This window comes from Glutamicibacter sp. 0426, from assembly GCF_001906485.1.
Classification (GTDB): domain Bacteria; phylum Actinomycetota; class Actinomycetes; order Actinomycetales; family Micrococcaceae; genus Glutamicibacter; species Glutamicibacter nicotianae.
Window position 1 is genome coordinate 494,297 of the sequence record NZ_MPBI01000002.1, and the last position, 20,085, is coordinate 514,381.

General features: G+C 63.3%; 18 protein-coding genes. 7 read left to right on the forward strand and 11 right to left on the reverse strand.

All coding sequences use genetic code 11. The features are described from left to right. Position 1: 1 nt before the first annotated feature. Positions 2 to 922, reverse strand: a complete 921-nt coding sequence (locus BKX98_RS07790; protein WP_073706758.1) for a phosphate/phosphite/phosphonate ABC transporter substrate-binding protein — start codon at positions 920 to 922, stop codon at positions 2 to 4. A 28-nt stretch (positions 923 to 950) separates the two neighbouring features. Further along, complete coding sequence (locus BKX98_RS07795; protein WP_233125307.1) at positions 951 to 2,150, reverse strand: TIGR03364 family FAD-dependent oxidoreductase; 1,200 nt, start codon at positions 2,148 to 2,150, stop codon at positions 951 to 953. 168 nt (positions 2,151 to 2,318) lie between these two features. Here BKX98_RS07795 and BKX98_RS07800 point away from each other — a divergent pair, with 168 nt between their 5' ends. The 4 genes from BKX98_RS07800 (at position 2,319) to BKX98_RS07815 (ending at position 6,561) form a co-directional block, all read left to right on the forward strand. Further along, positions 2,319 to 3,077, forward strand: a complete 759-nt coding sequence (locus BKX98_RS07800; protein ID WP_073706850.1) for a GntR family transcriptional regulator — start codon at positions 2,319 to 2,321, stop codon at positions 3,075 to 3,077. Between the two features lie 28 nt (positions 3,078 to 3,105). Beyond that, the gene (locus BKX98_RS07805; RefSeq protein ID WP_073706760.1) at positions 3,106 to 3,798 is read left to right on the forward strand and encodes a phosphonatase-like hydrolase; all 693 of its coding nucleotides are present in this window, start codon (positions 3,106 to 3,108) and stop codon (positions 3,796 to 3,798) included. A gap of 108 nt (positions 3,799 to 3,906) precedes the next feature. Then, complete coding sequence (locus BKX98_RS07810) at positions 3,907 to 5,004, forward strand: alanine--glyoxylate aminotransferase family protein (RefSeq protein WP_073706761.1); 1,098 nt, start codon at positions 3,907 to 3,909, stop codon at positions 5,002 to 5,004. A 171-nt stretch (positions 5,005 to 5,175) separates the two neighbouring features. After that, positions 5,176 to 6,561, forward strand: coding sequence for a plasmid pRiA4b ORF-3 family protein (locus BKX98_RS07815; RefSeq protein ID WP_158024674.1), 1,386 nt, complete (start codon positions 5,176 to 5,178; stop codon positions 6,559 to 6,561). Between the two features lie 49 nt (positions 6,562 to 6,610). Here BKX98_RS07815 and BKX98_RS07820 read toward each other — a convergent pair whose 3' ends face one another. Further along, positions 6,611 to 7,627, reverse strand: a complete 1,017-nt coding sequence (locus BKX98_RS07820) for a S66 peptidase family protein (RefSeq protein WP_073706763.1) — start codon at positions 7,625 to 7,627, stop codon at positions 6,611 to 6,613. 178 nt (positions 7,628 to 7,805) lie between these two features. Between BKX98_RS07820 and BKX98_RS07825 the strand changes: the two genes are divergently transcribed. Beyond that, positions 7,806 to 8,207, forward strand: a complete 402-nt coding sequence (locus tag BKX98_RS07825) for a DUF4282 domain-containing protein (protein ID WP_038989647.1) — start codon at positions 7,806 to 7,808, stop codon at positions 8,205 to 8,207. Between the two features lie 68 nt (positions 8,208 to 8,275). Here the strand turns inward: BKX98_RS07825 and BKX98_RS07830 are convergent, their stop codons facing one another. Genes BKX98_RS07830 through BKX98_RS07845 form a run of 4 tightly spaced genes read right to left on the reverse strand, consistent with a single transcriptional unit; the run spans position 8,276 to position 11,795 of the window. Next, a complete protein-coding gene (locus tag BKX98_RS07830; RefSeq protein ID WP_073706764.1) occupies positions 8,276 to 8,677 on the reverse strand; it encodes a universal stress protein in 402 nt (133 codons plus the stop codon). Continuing rightward, positions 8,674 to 10,260, reverse strand: a complete 1,587-nt coding sequence (locus BKX98_RS07835; RefSeq protein WP_038989644.1) for a tripartite tricarboxylate transporter permease — start codon at positions 10,258 to 10,260, stop codon at positions 8,674 to 8,676. The genes BKX98_RS07830 and BKX98_RS07835 overlap by 4 nt, the downstream gene beginning before the upstream one ends. 21 nt (positions 10,261 to 10,281) lie before the next feature. Continuing rightward, positions 10,282 to 10,785 (reverse strand): tripartite tricarboxylate transporter TctB family protein, encoded by a 504-nt coding sequence (locus BKX98_RS07840; protein WP_038989643.1) that lies wholly within the window; start codon positions 10,783 to 10,785, stop codon positions 10,282 to 10,284. Beyond that, on the reverse strand, positions 10,782 to 11,795 hold the full coding sequence (locus BKX98_RS07845) for a tripartite tricarboxylate transporter substrate binding protein (RefSeq protein ID WP_038989642.1): 1,014 nt from the start codon (positions 11,793 to 11,795) through the stop codon (positions 10,782 to 10,784). The genes BKX98_RS07840 and BKX98_RS07845 overlap by 4 nt, the downstream gene beginning before the upstream one ends. 239 nt (positions 11,796 to 12,034) lie before the next feature. Between BKX98_RS07845 and BKX98_RS07850 the strand changes: the two genes are divergently transcribed. Together BKX98_RS07850 and BKX98_RS07855 are read left to right on the forward strand one after the other, a co-directional pair. Beyond that, positions 12,035 to 13,636 carry an ATP-binding protein gene (locus tag BKX98_RS07850; RefSeq protein ID WP_369826771.1) on the forward strand — a complete coding sequence of 534 codons (1,602 nt, stop codon included), beginning with the start codon at positions 12,035 to 12,037 and terminating at the stop codon, positions 13,634 to 13,636. Between the two features lie 10 nt (positions 13,637 to 13,646). Continuing rightward, positions 13,647 to 14,321 carry a response regulator gene (locus BKX98_RS07855; RefSeq protein ID WP_073706765.1) on the forward strand — a complete coding sequence of 225 codons (675 nt, stop codon included), beginning with the start codon at positions 13,647 to 13,649 and terminating at the stop codon, positions 14,319 to 14,321. A gap of 16 nt (positions 14,322 to 14,337) precedes the next feature. Here BKX98_RS07855 and BKX98_RS07860 read toward each other — a convergent pair whose 3' ends face one another. From BKX98_RS07860 to BKX98_RS07875, 4 genes are all read right to left on the reverse strand, one after another. Then, entirely contained in the window at positions 14,338 to 15,198 is an 861-nt protein-coding gene (locus BKX98_RS07860; RefSeq protein ID WP_073706766.1) for a prephenate dehydratase, read from the reverse strand. An 88-nt stretch (positions 15,199 to 15,286) separates the two neighbouring features. Then, positions 15,287 to 16,294, reverse strand: coding sequence for an NAD(P)-dependent oxidoreductase (locus tag BKX98_RS07865; protein ID WP_073706767.1), 1,008 nt, complete (start codon positions 16,292 to 16,294; stop codon positions 15,287 to 15,289). Further along, positions 16,291 to 18,882 (reverse strand): alpha/beta fold hydrolase, encoded by a 2,592-nt coding sequence (locus BKX98_RS07870; protein ID WP_073706768.1) that lies wholly within the window; start codon positions 18,880 to 18,882, stop codon positions 16,291 to 16,293. The genes BKX98_RS07865 and BKX98_RS07870 overlap by 4 nt, the downstream gene beginning before the upstream one ends. Further along, complete coding sequence (locus tag BKX98_RS07875) at positions 18,876 to 19,901, reverse strand: 3-oxoacyl-ACP synthase III (protein WP_038989634.1); 1,026 nt, start codon at positions 19,899 to 19,901, stop codon at positions 18,876 to 18,878. The genes BKX98_RS07870 and BKX98_RS07875 overlap by 7 nt, the downstream gene beginning before the upstream one ends. Positions 19,902 to 20,085: the final 184 nt, after the last annotated feature.

Consider the following 20,085-nt stretch of genomic DNA (forward strand, 5'->3'; position numbering starts at 1 on the left):
GCTAGATGTCATCCTCGGTGAGACCCATTTTGGATGCCAGGTCGAACAGTGGTGCGTAGGTCTCCTTGGTGACTTCCAACAGCGGGCCTGGAGGGGAGACATCCAGGAAGGCACCGACCTGTGCGATGTCTTCCTTGGGCAGGTTCAGCAGCGCGTCCTTGACGGCCTTCTTCAATTCAGGGTCGGCATCTGCGCTGATGGTGATCGGGTCATTTGGGATGGGGTCCGACGTCCAGATCTGGCGGTAGTCCTCCGGGTTGAAGGTGCCTTCTTCTTCGGCGACTGCCTGGGTCTGCGAGTTGAGCTGGGCTGCGTCGACGGTTCCGTTGGTCAGGGCGAGCAGTGCTTCGGGATGGCCACCTGCATAGTTCAAGTTGACCTCCGACTCGGGAATGCCAGCAGTCTTCAGCGCGTAGCGCGGCAGGACATCTCCGGATGTCGAGCCGACGCCGCCCAACGCGAAGTCCTTTCCGCGCAGATCCTCGAGGGTCTTGATCTCTGAATCCTTGGCCACCCAGATGCCGCCGGTGTAGGTGCTCAGTTCGCCTTCGGAGGTGCCGAAGGATACAAGCGGTTCAGCTCCAGCCTGCTGGCTGGCGAACACGTATCCCACGGGGCCGAATTGGCCCAGGTCCAGTTTTCCATTGCGCATTGCCAGTACTTCTGCGGCGTAGTCCTCGACAACTTGCACCTCGACTTCGCAGCCGAGCTCGCGTTCCAATGCGTCGGCGAGCACGCCGTAGGCAGGTTCCAGCTTGGCAGGGGCCTCATAAGGCTCGATGCCGAAATTGATCGGGCCGTCGGCGCAGAACGCCGGGGTCTCGGAATTGGCCTGCCCATCTGCCTGGGCGGACCCGCAGGCGGTGAGGGCCAGCAGGCCCAGCGAGACGGCAGAGAATTTGATCATCGGGGAGATCTTCATGGTTTGCTCCAAGTGTTCTGTTGCTGCGTTAGGCGGTGATTGGGGAAGCAGTCGCCGGGAGGGCGATTTCGTTGACGTTCTTATCGGCCAGGCCGAAGGACAGGGTCATGCCGACACCGGCGGTGACGGAGACGATGGTGATGGCGTCGGCAACATTGCGGACCAGCAAGGGGCCGATAGCGCTGGACGCGTAGATTCCTTGCCAGCGTTCAAGCACTTTCAGCTCGGTGCCACGCAGGTAGCCGCCGATAGCCGAGTGCAGGGTCTGCGAGGTGGATTCCTTGAGGAAGGGAGTTTGGGTTGCGGCGTAGCTGTGGGAATCTCCCAGGAGCAGGGTGCCGTCGGGCCGTTGGGTGAACATGACGTTCGCCTGGATGTCCAGCAGCTCGGGGTGTTCGGCGAGGACTTCAGCCTGAAGGGCCTTGGCCGCCGGCACCTCGGTGAAGGCTTCGTAGCGCAGCATGGAGGTGGCAGTAAGCACTGCAGGCTTCAGCTCCAGGTCCTCGGATGCTTCTGCGCGGAGCATCTGCAGTGCACAGCGGGTGATCTGGTGCTCTTGCGCGACCTGCGGGAAGAGGTAGTCCACGTCGTGCCCGACGCAGATGAAGACCTGGTCGGCCTCGAAGCTGCCGCGATTGGTTTGCACGCTGGCCCGGCGTTGCTTGCCGGCACCGAACCCCAAGGCGCTGGTGTTGAACTGGACGCTGCCAGCAACGTGGGCATCAACCCACTGGGCCAGCTTGGCTACCGTGGTGCGCGGATCGACCCGGAGATCATCACGCAGGAACGCTCCGCCGAGGATGCCTTCTGCGCCTTCGCGTCCGAGCTGTTCGGCGACGTCCTGCGCGTTGAGCATTTCGACCTGGCCGGTGTCGCGGCGCGCGGACAGCTCGCGCAGCACCTGCAATTCTGTTTCCGTCGTGGCGACCACAACGGCACCCGATTCAACGGCCCAGAAACTGGCCCGTTCAGCGTAGTCGAGCCATAGTGGGCGGCCCGACTGCGCGAGGTCGTAGAGTTCTCCGGACTGTGCGGTGATGCAGCAGTGGCCGAAGTTGCGGACCGATGCACCGACGGCCTCATGGTCGCGGTCGACGACGATGACGGACAGGCCTGCGTCCAGGGAACGGGCGGCATGGGCCATGCCGACAATGCCTGCGCCGATAACCAGCACGTCTGCCTGGTTAGTGCCTGGTTGGGTTTGCGGGGAAGTTTTTTCGTTGCTCACGACAGTGATCATCCATGCTCGAAAGACAGGGAATCAAGCCAGATCTGCACTTGTCTGTACAAGTTTTCCAAGTGTTCAGAATGAGGCCTATTCGTTCATATTCAGTTCACCAAAATGTCACATGAATCGCTGATTTATCGGTGAAACGGCTTGTATGATCAAGTGGTGATGGAGAACAAGAAGCAACCCAAGTACCAAGCTCTCACCACCTGGTTGCGGCAGGAAATCGCGGCCGGCACCTGGCATGAAGGAGACGTCCTGCCCAGCGAGTCCGAGCTCTGCGCACGGGCTAATGCCTCGCGCGGCACGGTTCGGCATGCACTCGCCCAGTTGCGATCGGAGGGACTCATCGCCGGCGGGCAAGGCAAGCCGCCTATCGTGGCGCAGCAGGTTCAATCCCAATCGTTCACCACGTTCATGTCCTTCACTGACTGGGCGCGTTCCATCGGCTTGGAAGCTGGGCAAGACACCAGGGAACTGGCGCAGCGCCGGCCCGAAGCCTTCGTATCCGAGCAGCTTGAACTCGACGAAGACGCCAAGGTGGTGCAGCTCCTGCGCCTGCGTTTGCTCGACGGGAGCCCGGCGATGCTGGAGCGGACCAGCTTTCCGCAAGAAGTTGGCCGGTTGCTCTTCGACTTCGATACGGACAGCGGGTCGATTTTCGAGTACCTGCGCGAACAAGGGGTTGACCTTTACCGCGGAAAACACACCATTGATGCGGTGGCGGCCGATGAAGTGGACGCGCAGCTGCTCGGCGTGCCCGTCGGCGCCCCTCTGCTGCGCGAGCAGCGCGTGACGTCTTCCAAATCGGGGCAGAAACTCGAGTTCTCCGATGACCGGTATCTGCCCCACCTTGCCAACTTCACCATTGAAAACACCAGCGAGCAGCGTGCCTCATTAAGCCGTGTGCGAAGCATTGCTGGCTGAAACAGAAAACACGACGAAAAGAGAAGAAATGTTTGAACTCATCGCCTGCGATATGGCTGGAACGACCATTGACGAGCATGCCGACGTCTACCGGGCATTGGAGAATGCTGTGCGCGAATTCGGCGTCGAGGTCAGGGAAGAAGACCTGCAGCATTGGATGGGCGCCGAAAAGAAGGAAGCGATCAAGGCGCTGATTGAACTCGGTGGCGGCAGCGCGAGCGATGAGCAGGTTCAAGCGCAATTCGACCGTTTCCGCGAGCTGCTGCTCGGTTATTACCAGGAGAACCCGCCCGTTGCCCTGCCAGGAGTCGTCGAAGCGCTGCAGCACTTGGCTGCCAGTGGCACGAAGATCGCATTGACCACGGGTTTCTCACGCGATGTCGCCGATATCATCCTTGACGGCCTGGGCTGGAAGGTGGGTCCTGGCGAGCTTCTGGATGCTGTGGTTGCCGGGGATGAAACCGCCGCCGGGCGCCCCGCTCCGTACATGATCCATCGCGCCATGGAACTGACCGGAGTCCGGGATGTAGCCACGGTCGTTGCCGCCGGGGATACCGCCAATGATTTGCTGGCCGCCCACCATGCGGGAGTCAATGGGATCGGCGTGCTTACCGGCAAACTGGGCCGCGAGGACCTGGAGCGGCACCCGCATGCCGCCATTCTCGAGTCGGTCGCAGAGCTGCCAGAGTATCTTGCGGCCATCGAGTCCGAGGCTGCCTAGTCCCTTGCGAAAATTTTGCAATGCGGAAGATATGTTTCGTTTTGCCGTGAAATGAGGGATAAGCTGGGCTCTAGTTGGAACATCCCATTGAGATGAAAGAGAGTCGTCATGAGCAAGACTGTTCTTCAGCGCCATCTGTTCGGACCAGGTCCCTGCAACCCGTACCCAGAAGCCACAGCGGCACTGGGCCTGCCGCTGCTGGGACATTTGGATCCGGAGTTCATCGCCCGCATGGACCGCGTTGCCGATGGCTTGCGCACTCTCTGGGGAACCAAGAACTCCCGCACCCTGCCGCTGAGCGCGACGGGATCAGCCGGCATGGAAGCCGCGTTCGTGAACACCATCAATCCGGGCGACGTTGCGGTGATCGCCATCAACGGCCTGTTCGGCGAGCGCATGTGCGAAGTTGCCTCGCGCGTTGGCGCGGAAGTGGTCCGCGTTGAGCATGAATACGGAACTCCAATCGACGCCGAACGCGTTGCCGCAGCGCACCCGAACCCAACCGTCATTGCCGGCGTGCATGCCGAAACCAGTACCGGCGTTGTTTCCAATATTGCCGCGCTCGGAGCAATCAAGGGCGACGCCCTGCTGATCACCGATGCAGTGACTTCCATTGGCGGCATGCCAGTGCTGGCAGATGAATGGGGCATCGACGTCGGCTATGCAGGCACGCAGAAATGCCTCGGCGTGGCTCCCGGCCTGGCGCCATTCACGATTTCGGACCGTGCTTTCGAACGCCGGGTCCAGAAGCCGCAGTCCTGGTACCTGGATCTGGGCTTGCTCGGAGGCTACGCCACCGGTTCCACCGGAGGGCAGCGCACCTACCACCACACCGCGCCGGTCGCGATGGTTGCTTCGCTGGAGGCGGGCATCGACCGGATCATGGCCGAGGGCCTGGAAGCAGTGACTGCTCGCCACCAGGAAGCTGGCGGGTTGCTGCAAGCTGGCTTGCAGGAAATGGGCTTGGAGCTCTTTGCCCAGGAGGGGTTCCGCCTGCCGCAGCTGACCACCGTCTACGTTCCTGAAGGCGTTGACTCTGCGAAGGTCCGCGGCTACCTGCTTGACCGCTTCAATATTGAAATCGGCGGCGGCGTGGGCAAGTACGCGAGCACCGTGTGGCGCATCGGCATGATGGGCCCCAACGCGAATCCGGGGTCGGTGGCGTTGCTGCTGTCCGCGCTGAAAGAAGCGATCGCCAAGGCCTGATCGCCCACTTTTGCTGTCGAGGGACCCGCCGGGATTTGTCCGGGCGGGTCCCTCGACCTTTTCGCGGATGCTTGCCGCGTCTTCTTCCGTGCTCGCCGTTCTGGATTCGGGCAGTGGGCAGATACGCTCAAGACCATGACTGGTGCGATTTCACTGCAACGAATGCTGACCGTGCGAATCGAACTTGTCGGGTCCGACCCGTTGATCTGGCGCACCATGGACATGGACGACAGCCTCATGCTCGACGAGGCGGGACTGGCCCTGCAGTGCGCGATGGGCTGGGAGCACGCGCACCTGCAGGCCTTCCACAGCATCAACCCGCATCTCCGATCGCGCACCGACGAGGCCATCACCTGGTACGAGGAACAGAGCCGGCTGGAGATCGGACTGGGCGAAGCCCAGGAGACCACCACCCTGGGCCAGGCGCTCAAGGCGGCGGAAGGTGAACTCTACTTCGAATACGACTTCGGCGACAGCTGGATGCACAAGATCACGGTGGTGTCGCAGCACGCCAATGCGGCTGGCGATCCGCCCTACCGGGTCGTGGACGGCGAGCTGCGTGCCCCGCTGGAGGATAGCGGCGGAATCCACGGCTGGTACGAGAAGCTGGGCATCTTCAACGGCAATCCAGCGCCCGACAGCTGGGAAGACCTCGAGGACGATGAAGCGGAGCAGATCATCGCCTGGATGCACTGGCGCGGTGGGCGCTGGAATCCGTTCAATCCCGGAGTCTTCGATGCCGAAGTAGCCGGTCGGTGCTTGGAACTGCTCGCCGCCCAGGGCGCCGGCTTCAATGGCCTGGGCCGTTGGTTCGAGTCGATGGATCCGGAGTTGCGCCTGGCCATGTCCGTACCTGCCGCCCAAATCGGCCTGGGCTTGCAGCCGGCCGGCGGGCCGCCGCCGTCCTGGTTCATTCAGCTGGTGCGGCCCTTCACGGTGCTCGCAGAGCTGTGCAGCGACGGGCTGATTCTCACCAAGGCTGGCTGGATGCCGCCGAAAGTTGTCGGCGATCTCGTGGAACGTTCAGACCTGGAAGGCATCGACTTCGAAAGCGGGTCCTCCAAGCGCGAAAACAACATGCTGACCGTGGCCAGGATTCGCGAAGCTGCGCAGCGCATGGGGCTTCTGCGCAAGGCCAAGGGAGTGCTCACCACCACCCAGCGTGGGCGCAAGCTCATGGATGATCCGACGGCGATGGCGGAGCACATGGCCTCGCGCCTGGCACAGTACAAGGGCAATGATGTTCGGGACCGGAACATCGAGTGCGACTCGACGTTCGCCGGGTGGTTCATCCGCGCCGGTGGGTACATCCCGGATCGCATGCAACGCTACTCGGCGCAGCCAGAGTTCTTCTTGGACAGGTCCGAGATCCTGGAAATTTTCGGCTACTGGGACCCGAACCAGCAACGCCCGGTCAACGGCGAATCGTGGCTGCCCAGCGTCGAAGAGTGGTACCTGGTCGAACGGCTGCTGGAGTACCGGCTGCACCGGGAGGACAAGAAGGAAGAGCTCAACCCGCGGCTGGCCGAGCTGTCCCGCTACCTGCTGCAGCACTAGAAGCACGCGGGAGCATCAGGTGCTCCGCCCGTGCGGCTGGGAATGCCTGCTAATCCAGCTGGTGCGCCTCGTGGGCAAAATCCATGCGGGGCACCAGACCTCGGGCTTCGAGCCGGGCGATGCCGCCGATGGGGATGGTGAACATCGGCGAGGTATGCCCGAAGTCGAGGTTGGCGACCACCGGCACAGTGGAGAGCAACGGATGCTTGGCAACGATTTGTTCCAGCAGGTCACGCGAAATGCTGGATTCGAGCTGGAATCGGCCGATGGCAAGGCCGCGGATTTTCTCGGCTCCAGGAATCTGCAGCAGCGAGGCAAGGCTGCGCGCGAATTCGTGGACGTCCGCGGCGCCGTCGTCCTCGACGAATAGCACAGCCCCGTCCAGGGACGGCATGAACTCGGTTCCCTGCAGCAGCCTCAGCGTGCCCAGGTGCCCGCCGATCACCATGCCCGTGGCAGCGCCTTCGTTCAGGATCCATGGTCCGCTGCTTGCGTTGACGCTGCGATTGTCCTGGTCCATGAACCACAGGTCGTCGGTGAATTCAGTGGCGTGCTCGATGCTCCAGGCATGCTCGTGGGTTGCGGCCCGGAACCACTGGCCGGTCGGCTCGAAGTGATCGCGCATGCCGAAGCTGGACCAGTGCGGGCCGATGTAGGTCACTAACCCGGTCTTGGCGTGCACGGCGTTGGCCAGCGCAGTGAAATCCGAGTAGCCGCAGAAGACCTTGGGGTTGGCGGCAATGAGCTCCCAGTCGAGGTAGGGGAGCAGTTCGTTGGAATTGAAGCCGCCAATGACCGAGATGATCCCTGAGACAGATGCATCAGCAAACGCGGCGTGCAGATCGGCCACGCGCGATGGAATGGGCGAGCTGTCGAAATCGTCATTCTCATCCACGTGCTCGCCGAATTCCAGCTTGAGCCCCATGGCATCGAAGCGTTCATTGACCCACTGCGTATTGTCGAATTCCATCACGAAGGTGCGGGAACACGAGGGTGCGATGACCCTGACGGCGTCTCCGGCTTGCAATCGGGCAGGGATGACGGTCGGCTTCAGTGGGCTTGGCATTCCACCAGTCTAGGCCCTGGCGTAGCTTGGGGGAATAGCTGCAGTGACTGTTCGGGAATTGTTGGCGAAATTTTTTGCAACAAATGATGATATTCCGCTCCAGCTACTGTGCGATTCCTGAGAAATTCGATAGCGTGGGCGTGACAGCACGATTTCTCTAAAGAAAGCAGGAAATACGGTGAAGTCCCTCTTCGACTTGGATTTCAGGCAGTTCATCACGCCATCGATCATCAAGATCGTCTACATCTTGATCATGGTCCTGTTGGCTATCGGCTACCTCGGACTGGTGATTACCGGGTTCATGGCTGATGCAATGCTCGGCTTCCTGATGCTCTTGATCGTCGGTCCATTGGTGTCCCTGGTCTACCTGGTTCTGGTCCGTGCAAGCCTCGAATCCTTGCTGGCGCAGATCCGCACCGCGGAGAACACCACTGAACTGGTTCGCCTGGCCGGCGGCATCCCGCCGGCAGACGGCGGCTACCGCCCGCACCCGGGAAATCCCCCGGCTCCGCAGCAGCCGCAGGATCCAACTGCCAATGGCGGCAACAACACTCCGCCAGCCAACCCCTACCAGAAGTAGGGTTAGAGGCCGATGGCCCGCACCACTGGTGCGGGCCATCGGTCGTTTCGCGCGAAGGACTGGCAGGATTACCAGTCGCTGGATGCCTTCAGCGAGAGCACCGGGCAGGAGGCTTGGAGCAGGATCCGTTGCGCGTTGCTCCCCATGAGGAACTTGCCCATGGCCGTGCGCTTGCGCAGACCGATCACGATCAGCTCGGCACGTTGCGCCTCGGCGATGTGCAGGATCTGGTCTGCCGCATCGGCTCCCTGGGAATGGCGTTCAATCCAGAAATCGATGCCTGCCTCAGCAAGCCGGGCTTCCAGTTCGTGATACTGCTTCGCATCAATGAGCCTGTCGTCTACCAGCTGGTCGCCTTTGGAGGAGTTCACCACGATCAATCGCGCCTCGTTGCGCCTAGCCTCGATAATTGCCCGTTCCAGGGCGGCTTCGCCTTCAGGAGAGGGGATGTACCCCACTACGATTGTCATGATTCATTCCTTCCAGCACCGTGGCTGTGCTCATTGCGGTGGGCAGGCTCTGCCAGCTCGGTCTGGTCGCCGCCAGCTGCGTTTTCGCCCAGCAGGGCTTCTGCAACGTCCGACCCGGTTCCGCGCTTGCGCCGGATGATGGAGATCAGCACCGGCAGCAGGAGCAGGAAGGCGATGAGCACGTAGATGCCCACGGCCAGCGGCTCGCTCCACAGCCCCGAGACCTCGCCGGCACTGAGCTGGAAGGTCTTGCGCAGCTGTTCCTCGGCCATGGGGCCGATGATGACACCCAGAATCAGCGGAAGCACCGGGAGGCCGAAGCGGCGCAAGGCGAAGCCCAGCAAGCCGATGATCAGCAGCAGCCAGAGGTCGGCGACCTGCATGTTCACCGAGAAGGCACCGAGCGTAGCGAAGAACAAGATGCCCGCATACAGGTAGGGGCGCGGGATCTTCAGCAACTTAGCCCATAGCGGTGCCAAAGGCAGGTTGATCAGCAGCAGCAGCGTGTTGCCGATGAACAAGCTGGCAATCAGCGCCCACACCAAGTCGGGCTCATTCTCGAAGAGCAGCGGACCGGGCTGGATGCCCTTCATGGTCAAGAACGCCAGCATCACCGCAGCGGTGGCATTGGTGGGCAGGCCCAGGGCAAGCATTGGAGTCAGCGTGCCAGCGGCCGAGGCGTTGTTGGCAGCTTCCGGGCCGGCAACGCCCTCGATGGCGCCGTGGCCGAACTCCTCCGGATGCTTGGAGAGCTTCTTCTCGGTGACATAGGAGAGGAAGGTCGGAACTTCGGCACCGCCGGCAGGCAGCGCGCCGAAGGGGAACCCGTAGGCGGTGCCGCGAAGCCAGGGCTTCCACGAACGCTTCCAGTCTTCCTTGCCCATCCACGGGGCACCCACCGGAATGGTGCGTGCAGGGCTGGTGCGCAGGTGCGCGGCAATCCACAGCGCCTCGCCAATGGCGAAGATCGCCACGGCGACCACCACGATGTCCATGCCGTCGACCAGTGGCGCGAAGCCGAAGGTCAGGCGGCTCTGCCCGGAGACCGGGTCCATGCCGACCAGGCCGATGGCCAGGCCCAGGCCCAGGGCGGCGAAACCGCGGATCTTGGAAGAACCCAGCACGGCGGTCACGGTGACCAAAGCGAGGACCATGATTGCGAAGTAGCTCGGTGCGCCCAGGCTCACGGCGAACTTCACGACGATCGGGGCAACGGTCACCAGCAGCGCGGTGCCGATGGTGCCGGCAACGAAGGATCCGATGGCCGCGGTGGCCAACGCTTGCGCGGCCCGGCCCGCCTTGGCCATCTTGTGGCCTTCGATGGCGGTGATGACTGTCGCGGATTCGCCGGGGGTATTGAGCAGGATCGAGGTGGTTGACCCGCCGTACATCCCGCCGTAGTAGATGCCCGCGAACATGATCAGCGCACTGGAGGTTTCCATGCCGAAGGTCAGTGGCAGCAGCAAGGCCACGGCCATGGCCGGGCCGATGCCCGGCAGCACGCCGACAGCGGTGCCCAGGAGGACTCCGGCGAAGGCGAAGAGCAGGTTGATCGGGGTCAGCGCCGAGGCGAAGCCGCCCATCAAGAGGTCAAGAGTTTCCACTTACAGCACCCCCGAGAGGATTCCGGCCGGAAGCTTGATGCCCAGGCCAAGGTAGAAGCCGTAGAAGGAGCCGAGAGCCAGTGCGAGGGAAATGACCAGGGTCAAAACCCAGCGCCGGGCGCCCAGGCAGGTCGCCGCACCGAAGAACATGATGGTTCCCGAGATGACCCAGCCGGCCCAGTTCACGATCAGCAGGTTCAGCACGAAGACGCCGATCAGCGGCAGCAGGACCTTCCAGTCCGAGGGCTGGCTCAGATCCACGTCTTCGCCTTCTTCGCCCTCGGCGAGGTTTCCGCGCATCACGGTAATGGCCAAGGCAATGGCTGAAAGAACAAGAATGCCCGAGACGACGTAGGGCAGGGCCTTGGGGCCGACCACGTCTGCCTGGGAGTACGTCACATGCAGCTGCGACGCATCAACAAACACGATGATTCCGACGAGAAGAAGAAACGCGGCGAACAGGAGTTCGACGCGTTTCTTCTTTGCGGTGCTTACTTCGCTCACGCCAGACCCAGGGTCTTCAGGACGTTGGCAACGCGCTCGTCCTGCTCGGTGAGGAAGGCCGAGAACTCATCGCCGGTCATGAAGGCATCGCTCCAGCCGTTGGTCTTCAAGGCTTCCTGCCATTCGGCCGAATCATGCATTTCGGTGATCAGGTTGACCCACTTGGCCTTGTCCTCTTCGGAGATCTCCGGCGGAGCCACCAGGCCGCGCCAGTTGGAGAACACCAGGTCGATGCCCGATTCCTTCAGGGTTGGAGCGTCCACGCCTTCGAGGCGCTCCTCGCCGCTGGTGGCCAGCACGCGCACGGATCCCTCTTCGATCTGCTGCATGTACTCGCCGGCACCGGAGGCCGCGAAGGCCAGCTTGTTGCCCAGGATGGCAGGCAGCAAATCGCCGCCGCCGTCGTAGGATACGAAGTTCACGTCCTTGGGATCAATGCCCACGGCTTCGGCCAGCTGCATCGGCAGCAGGTGGTCCGGTCCGCCAGGGGAGGAGCCGCCGCCGACCGAGAGCTTGCTCGGATCCTTCTTCCAGGCCTTCACCAAGTCATCGATGGTCTTGTATGGCGAATCCTTGGACACCATGATCGCTCCGGGCTCTTCGATGAGCTTGGCAATCGGCGTGGTCTCGGTCAGCTTGGCGTCGGTTTCGTTGGTGTAGCTGGCACCGACCACGCCCAGGCCCATGAGCATGGCCAGATCGCCGTTGCCCTTCTCGTTGACAATGCGGGCCAGGCCGACGGTACCGCCGGCACCTGCAAGGTTGAAGACTTCTGGGTTGCTGGCCAGCGACGCGTCATCCATCACCTTGGCAGCAACGCGGGCGGTGGTGTCGTAGCCGCCGCCTGGGGTGTTCGGCACCATGATGCGAAGGTTCGCGATTGGGCCCTTGGACTCTGCAGCGTCGGTGCTGGAGGTCTCGGAGGTCACGCCGCAGCCGGTGGCGGTCAGTGCAAGCGCGGCAGCCGCGGCCAGCGCCGTCAGCGCACGGAAGGACTTGAATGGTTTCATGTTGACTCAGCCTCTTTGCTTTCATCGGGGTTGCGAGTGATTCCAACCTATGTGCGATGGTGAAGCAAGTCACTCTTGCGTACTCAAAGAAAATACTGTTCATTGTGTAACCAGAAATTGTGATCTGAACCATTCAAATCTTCGATAAGGTAGCACAGTGCCAGCTGCAAGCCGCCCAGCGGGGGTTTGCCGTGGGCGCAGTGGAATTCTGGAATTTTGGGGGCGAGGCAATGAAGTCCATGCGTTTATTTCTCGCTCAGCTGTACCCGCGCCGCAGGATGACCCTGGCCGGACAGTACCTGGTCCTGCAACTGCTGATTATCGCCGTGGTGCTCGCAGGAGTCATCACGGTCGCGCTGACCCAGGCCACCAATAACTTCGAGAAGATCGAGGGGCGCCGCAGCCTCTCGGCAGCCGAATCGCTGGCCGCCAACCCGCTGCTGCGCGTTCTGCTTCCGCAAGCGGAGCCGGAAATGGGCTCGGCGTTGCCTGCCATGGGTGAATCGGTACGCAGCACCTCGGGATTGCAATTCGTGATCATCGCCGATCCCCAGGGCACCGTCATCACCTCCAGCTACCCCGATGAAGTGGGAACCTCGATCCTGCACCCCGAATCCGCTGTCGCCGAAGGCCGCGGATGGACCGGGGAAATCTGGCGCAATGGCAACCATGTGCTGATTGCCCAGGTACCGGTGCTGGATGACGACGGGAAGATGGTCGGCATTGTCAGCGCAGGCCAAAGCTATCCCAGTACCGGCGAAATGATCCAGGATATCGCTCCCAGCGCCTTGGCCACCCTGCTCATTTCCCTGGTGCTGGGCACCACCGGCTCGGTACTGCTCTCCCGCAGGGTCAAGCACCAGACCCGCGGGATGGAACCGGGCGAAATCGCGGAGCTGTTCGAGCACCGAGAGGCCCTGCTGCACGGAGTCAAGGAAGGCATCATCTCGGTGTCTCCGGACAGCCGGGTGATGCTGGCCAATGACATCGCCGTCGAGCTGCTGCAACTGCCCCATGACTGCGTCGGCAAGACCCTGGACGAATTGGAGGTGGCGCCGCAGGTGCGGCACGCGCTGAACACCAGCCAGGAGCAGCCCGACCGCCAATTCCTTGTCGGCGAGCGGGTCCTGGTGTTCAACCGCATGCCGGTCAAGACCGCCAGGCGGGACCTGGGCTCCGTCACCACCTTCCGCGACAAGACCGAACTGACCCTGCTGGAGCAGGAACTGGGCGACAGCAAAGCGACTGCCGACATGCTCAGGGCGCAGACCCACGAATTCGCCAACCAGCTGCACGCGATTTCCGGGTTGATCCAGCTCGAGGAATACGACGAGGTCATCGGCTTCATCGATGGCGTGAGCTTCAGCCGGAGCAAGATCTTCGAGGACGTCTCCGCCTGCATCGCAGAACCCACGATTGCCGCGCTGCTGATTGCCAAGTCCAGCGTCGCTACCGAACGCGGGGTGCAGCTGGCGATGGTGCCGAACTCGGCCTTGGGCCGGTGCGAGGACCAGCTGGCGCGGGATCTGACCACGGTGATCGGCAATCTCGTCGACAATGCGATGGACGCGGCCATCTCCGCATCCACGCCTCAAATCAAGGTCGGCATCGAGGAAACCAACGAGCTGGTCCGCGTCATCGTGAGCGACAATGGAGAAGGGATCGCCGAAGATGCCATCGACGAGATCTTCACCCAGGGTTTCTCCACCAAGGACAGCTCGGTCTCCGGCGGCCGGGGCTTCGGCCTGGCGATCAGCCGCCTCGTGTGCCGGCGCCGCGGCGGGGAGCTGGCCGCAGCCAGTGACCACGGTGCCCGGTTTACCGCCACGCTCAGGAAGTAGGAAGCAAGAAGTGATCAAAGTACTGGTGATCGACGATGACTTCATGGTCGCCAAGGTGCACGCAGGGTTCGTCAACAGCGAGCCGGGATTTACCGTGGTCGGCGTGGCGCACTCCGCGAGCGACGCGCTCAAGGCCGCCGCCGCGCTATCTCCGGATCTGATCTTGCTCGACATCCACTTGCCCGACATGAACGGACTGGACCTGTTGCAGCGTTTGCGCGAAGTCCAGCCGGAACTCGACGTCCTGGTGATCAGTGCGGCGCGGGAAATGGAGACCGTGCGCCGTGCGCTGCGCGGAGGGATTGTCCACTACCTGATGAAGCCCTTCTCGCGCGAGGACCTGCGCGAGCGCCTGGAGCACTACGCCAAGACCTACCAGCCGCTGGGGCAGGCCACCGACCAGGAACTGCAGCAGGCCGACGTCAACAGGCTCTTCGGCCTCGCCGGACAGCAGCGCCGCCCGCTGCCCAAAGGCTGCAGCGCCGAAACCATGGAGCTGGTCCAGAACATCGTCAAGGAAGCCGCCGAACCCATCTCGGCTACCGAAACGGCTGAAAAGCTCGGAACCTCCCGGGTCAGCGCTCGCCGGTACCTGGAGTATCTTGCCGAAGAGAACTTGGCGCAGGTGAATCTGCGCTATGGCGGAGTCGGCAGGCCCGAACGCCGCTACTCCTGGCGGGCATAGTTCCCCAGAACCTGGCCTAGACGAATGCCGCCGAATTGCGTTGACGATGCTCGCTGGCCGCATAGGTGCCGAGGATCTTGATTTCCCAGGTGAAGAATTCCAGCTCTTCCAAAGCCAGGCGCACCGGCAAATCCTCGGGGTGGCCCTCGATGTCCACCATGAAGGTGGTGGCGGCGAAGGACGAACCGACCATGTAGCTTTCCAGGCGGGTGATGTTCACGCCGTTCGTCGCGAATCCGCCCAATGCCTTGTACAGGGCGCTGGGCACGTTGCGTGCCTGGAACACCAAGGTGGTAATCACCGAGTCCGGAAGCTGCGAACGGTGCGGCAATTGCTGCTCGCGGGCGAGCACTACGAAGCGGGTCGTATTCGTCTGGTCATCTTCGACCCCGGAGGCCAGTACCTCCAAGCCGTACAGCTCGGCCGCCATGGGAGGTGCGAGCGAGAGCTTGGCAGGATCATTCCAGTCGCGCACTTCGCGCGCCGAACCTGCGGTATCGCCGGCAATCACCGGGGTCAGCCCGTGCTCGCGGATGACCTTGCGGCACTGGCCCAGCGCATGGATGTGGCTATGCACTTCGGTGGCTTCGGCGATGCTGCTGCCAGGCAGCCCGAGCAGGTCGAAGCGGATCCGCAGGTAGTGCTCGCCGACAATGTGCAGATCGGACTCGGGGAGCAGGACGTGGATATCGGCAACGCGGCCGGCAATGGAATTCTCGATCGGAATCATTGCCAGCTTGGCCTCGCCGTTTTCCACCATGGCGAAGGCATCTTCGAAGCTGGCGCACGGAATGGCTTCCATCTCGGGGAAACGCTGCATGCAGGCCATGTTTGAGTTGGAGCCGGCCTCGCCCTGGTAGGAAATCTTCTTGCGCATTGAACCAACATATCCCAGCGCCATGGCGGGGCCGGAATCGGAGAAAGCAGATGACGTCGAGGCGGCTGCCGGGCGCCTTGCAGGCCAATTAGTTCCGGTAGTGCGCGGTGAGCTTCTGCAGTCCCTCGTCGATGGTGACTTCAGGTTTCCAATCGAGAACCTCGTGGGTTTCGCGCTGGTCGAACCAGTGCGCGGTGGACAGCTGCTCGGCGAGGAAACGCGTCATCGGCGGCTCATCGTGCACGAGGTTGCGCGAACCGGCGGCCAGCCACAACTTCTCGATCACTGAACCGGCACCGCGGGCCAGCCAGCCCGGAACGTTGAGCTTCGGGGCAGGGGCCCCGCCGGCCTGGCAGATGCCGGCAATCAATTCGCCCACCGGACGGGGTTCGCCATTGGTGACTACCAGGGCACGTCCATGGGCGTGGTCCATGCGCTCCAAGCCGCGAACGATGGCAGCCGCCGCGTTGTCGATATAGGTGGTGTCGATCAACGCCGCGCCATGGTCCAGCAACGGGAGCCGTCCGGCCTTGGCCCGCGCGATGACCCGCTCCACCAGCTGGGTATCGCCTGGCCCCCACACCACATGCGGGCGGATGGCTGCCACCCGGAACTCGGGCGAATCGTTGCCCAGGGCCTCCAGCTCGGCGGCCGCCTTGGAACGTGCATAGAATCCACGCGCCTGCTGCGGATCGGCTTCGCCGGCCCCGGCACCGGCCAGCGAATCGCCAAAGTGGGCTACCGATGGCGAGGAAACGAAAACGAAATCCTTGACGCCTGATTCCTTGGAGGCATCCAGCAGATTGCTGGTTCCGTCGATATTCGTGGCGACGAAATCCTCCCACTGGCCGGTAAAGGAGACTTTTGCCGCCAGATGGATGACTGCATCCATGGACTTTACGGCAGCAGCCACGGCGTCCAGATCCGTCAGCGAACCGCGGACTTCGTCGGTGGCCCCGGCCGAGGCGCCACGCTGGAAGGTGCGCACGTGGTGGCCCTTGTCGCGCAGCAGCTGTGCCACGGCGCCTCCGAGCATGCCGCTGGCGCCGGTGACCAGCACGCGGCGCGGGGTCGAAGCAGTTTCAGGAGCACTCACGGGTTGCGGATCCTTCCACCGGCGAGTGTAGCGGCGGCCCAGCCGGCTAGCGCGGCACGGTCAATCTTCGAATTATGGCGGATATCCGTCGGCAGGTTGGGCACTACCAGCACGGCTGCCACGTCGGTGCCGGTGGCAGCGACCGCGGAGCGCACCTGGCGCGCCAGTTCGCTGCTGGCCGGGCCCGGCTTGCGGGCCGGGGGCACGGTCTCCATGACGACGACTGCTGCCTGGATTCCGTCGGGTCCCACGCCAACCAGCGCGGCACGGCCGGCCCCGGCGACCGCCTCGGCAGCGTGCTCGGCGGCCACCGGGGTAATCGCGCCGGTGGCGGTGCGCAGCACATGGCCCAGCCGGCCCTCGACCCAGAGCCGCCCCTGGTCATCCAGGTGCCCGACATCGCCGGTGCGATGCCAGCCGGGGATCGAGCTGCTGTGCTGTTCGGTGATCCACAAGCGGTCGTAGCGGTCCTTGACGTGCGGCGCACGAACCAGGATCTCGCCTGTGGCATTCGGGGTGAATTCCGGCTTATCGCCGGCCACGCCCAACGCATCAATCGGCGCGATGGCAACCGTGGCCCCGGCGACAGCCGTGCCGACGCACACGCCATTGCCCTGGCCGGCGGTGCGGATGCCGGGAAGGTCGATATCGGTGACCGGCAAGGCCTCGGTCATTCCATAGGGGGTGTGGACCTTTGCCTGCGGAACCAGTTCCTGCACCTTGGCCAGCAATGGTTCGGGGATCGGTGCCCCGGCCGAAAGCATCAGCGAGACCCCTTCCAGGGTCTTGCGCTGGACCTGGTCCAGCGCATCCTTGGTTTCCAGCACGTTGGCCAGTGCCGCGGGTGAGGCGAAGACCGTGGTGGCGTGCACGGCGGCGGCCGCATCGGCCAAGGCGGTGGCGGTCAGGGTCCGCGGGGCGGTCACGTCCATGTCGGGGGTGACCGAGGTGGCGCCCAGCGCAGGACCCAGCAGCGCGAACGGCGCGAAGCCTGCCACCAGCGCGGAACCGGCCTTCAGGTTGTAGGTTTCGCGCAGGGTATCGCGCATGGCTGCCAGCTGGCGGTGCGTGTACACCACGCCCTTGGCCGGGCCGGTGGAGCCGGAGGTGAACAGCACTGCCGCGTCGGCATCCGGGTCGGCCGGCTCGAAGGCCGAGGATCCGGTGGCTGCCTTGCCGCCGGCTGCATAGAGCTCGGGCAGGGTGTGGGCAACGCCCAGCAGCTTGCGCTTGGCAGCTGGCAGGTTGTCTGCAGAAATCCTGGTGCCTGGCCAGCCGAAGAGCCGTGCGCCGGTCAGGGCACGCTCGATGCCGATCAGGAAGCGGGGGCCGGAACCCTTGATGGCGCGTCCCATGCCCTTGGCGCCCAGGCCTGCATCAGCCACCACGATGACCGCGCCCAAGCGCAGGCAAGCATAGATCAGCGAGGTCAGCTCGATGCCCGGGGGCACCAGCAGGTTCACCCGGTCTCCGGCCTTCACCCCGATCTGGCGCAAGCCGGTGGCCAGGGCGTTCACCCGCTCACCCAGCTCGGCCCAGGACAGCGAGCGCGCAGGGTTGATGTCCACCACAGCTGCCGAATGGTCATTGGTGCGCGAATCGAGTTCGGCAAGCATCGGACGGTAATCGCCCAGGGATTCGGCCCGCGAAGTGTTCCTGGATTCTTTCTCGCCGGCAAGCCACTGGAAGATCGGGGCGGCGATGTCGTTGTCCTCGCCCACCAGATGGCTGGAGCCCTCGAAGCGGTGCACCTGGGCGTGCGGCAGGCGGGAGAGCAGATCGCGCAGGTACCGGTCGGAGAAGACCGGGTCCTTCGGGCCCCAGAGCATCAGGGCCGGCACCTTCAGCGAGCGCACGGCCTGCGAGATCTCGTCCAGGGCAGGGCGGCTCGGGTGCTCGGGGGAGAAAGGGATATCGGCGACAAAGTTGGCAACTCCATCGCGCTTCGCGGCGCTGGTGTACGGGGCCATGAAGGCCTTGCGGACCTCAGGGGCCAAGGCCGGTTGCGCCAACGAGTGGGTGACCCGCAAGAAAGCAGGGGAGGTCTTGGTGCCCCAGGAATGCACCGCAGGGTGGGAGGCGAGTTTCAGCGCGGCGGGAAGCTCGAAGCCTGCCGGGTGGATTGCGGTGTTCGTCAGCACCACGTTTTCCAGCTGCTCCTGATGGGAGACGGCCCAGCCCAGGGAAATGATGCCGCCCCAGTCGTGGCCCACGGTGGTGACCTTGCCGGTCAGCCCCAGCGCGCCGGTCAGGTCGCCCAGGTCGTTGACCCGGTCGGCCAGGCGGCGGAAGGTGCCGGTCCGCTCGGAGAAGCCCATGTCCAGCTGGTCGACTGCCACCACGCGCCACGGCAATGAGTGCGCGCTGACGTGGTTCAGCAGGCTGCGCCAGAGGTAGGACCAGGTGGGGTTGCCATGCACGCACAGCAGGGTGCCGACCGGATCGATGCCACGTTGCTGGAGTTCTTCATGGTTGTCCAGGATGTGCCACCGGTGCGTGCTGCCCGGGGTGTCAACCTGCGAGGTGGACGGCACTTGAAGATACGTCGAGTAAATTGCATCTACACCGGGGAACAGCTCGGTCACCAGGCAATCTCCATCATCGCGGTGTTCAGGCCGGAACCGACGCCCATGCAGAGCACCCGGTCGCCCTTCTTCAGCGAATCAGCTTCCTGGGACAGGGTCATCGGCAGGGAAGCCGGACCGACGTTGCCCCACTTGGAGAACGTGATCGGCACGCGGTCCTTGACCAGTCCGACGGCCTTGATGATGGCGTTGGTGTAGGACTTGGACACCTGGTGGGTGACGTAGCGGTCCATGGATTTCCAGTTCCAACCCGACTGATGGGCTTCGTTCCAAGCGTTCACCACCAGTTCCAGGCCGTTGTCCAGCAGGCCCTTGGTGTCCGTGTACATGCCCGAGGGGCCTCCGACGCACAGTTCGTGGTGCTCGGTGCCGGCTCGCGAGACGCCGCCGAGGATGCGGTGCGCATCCGGGTGCGCATCGGCCGGGCCGATGACCGCAGCCGCGGCACCGGAGCCCAGGGTCAGGGTGGCGAATTCACGCATGTAGTCATCGCGCGTGGAATTCTCGGCGTTCAGGCGCTGGAAGGTGGTTTCCTGGGTCGGCTTGGAATCTTCGCCGGCAACAATCAGGGCGTACTTGATCTGGCCCGAGTCGATCATGTTCGCCGCCAGGCTCATGCCATTGACGAAACCGAGGCAGGCGTTGGCCACGTCGAAGTTCATGGCAGAGGAGGGCAGGCCCAAGCCGTTGTGCACCTTGGAGGCCACCGATGGTTCCAGGTTGCGGCGGGTCACCGACGTGTTGATGAGCAGTCCGATGCTGCTGGCGTCGACACCAGCGGCATCCAGGGCCTTTTTGCCGGCCATGATCGCGGCATCGTCAAAGCCGACACCGTCGGACCACCAACGGCGTTCCTTGACACCGGAGACACGTTCCAGAAGCTTCTTGGACAGGCGCAGGCGTTTCAGGCTAGGAGCCAGCCGCTCATCGAATTCTGCCGAGCTCACCACCTCTGGTGCGAGAACGCTGTTCACTGATAAAAGCGCAACGTTGTGGTGCTTAAAGGTGGCATTGCCGTTCAAAATGGTGCCTTCGTTTCTGCTGGACTATCTATATGCTGCGTACTGCGTTGAAACGTCTGTGCCGATGGGAAAGTGCCCAGGGCTGCGTATGTATACTCCCTAGGTTATTCCCTGCATCGCGCCAAGACGTACTTGAGCGCGAGTTTTCAGCCGAAAGCTAGATGCAGGATCTATGCAGACTATA

Bases quoted from the DNA above. Each gene is read 5' to 3' on its own strand.
- BKX98_RS07810 (WP_073706761.1), top strand. From the start codon at position 3,907: ATGAGCAAGACTGTTCTTCAGCGCCATCTGTTCGGACCAGGTCCCTGC.
- BKX98_RS07790 (WP_073706758.1), bottom strand. From the start codon at position 922: ATGAAGATCTCCCCGATGATCAAATTCTCTGCCGTCTCGCTGGGCCTG.
- BKX98_RS07830 (WP_073706764.1), bottom strand. From the start codon at position 8,677: ATGACAATCGTAGTGGGGTACATCCCCTCTCCTGAAGGCGAAGCCGCC.
- BKX98_RS07835 (WP_038989644.1), bottom strand. From the start codon at position 10,260: ATGGGCGGCTTCGCCTCGGCGCTGACCCCGATCAACCTGCTCTTCGCC.
- BKX98_RS07820 (WP_073706763.1), bottom strand. From the start codon at position 7,627: ATGCCAAGCCCACTGAAGCCGACCGTCATCCCTGCCCGATTGCAAGCC.
- BKX98_RS07845 (WP_038989642.1), bottom strand. From the start codon at position 11,795: ATGAAACCATTCAAGTCCTTCCGTGCGCTGACGGCGCTGGCCGCGGCT.
- BKX98_RS07800 (WP_073706850.1), top strand. From the start codon at position 2,319: ATGGAGAACAAGAAGCAACCCAAGTACCAAGCTCTCACCACCTGGTTG.
- BKX98_RS07850 (WP_369826771.1), top strand. From the start codon at position 12,035: ATGCGTTTATTTCTCGCTCAGCTGTACCCGCGCCGCAGGATGACCCTG.
- BKX98_RS07860 (WP_073706766.1), bottom strand. From the start codon at position 15,198: ATGCGCAAGAAGATTTCCTACCAGGGCGAGGCCGGCTCCAACTCAAAC.
- BKX98_RS07805 (WP_073706760.1), top strand. From the start codon at position 3,106: ATGTTTGAACTCATCGCCTGCGATATGGCTGGAACGACCATTGACGAG.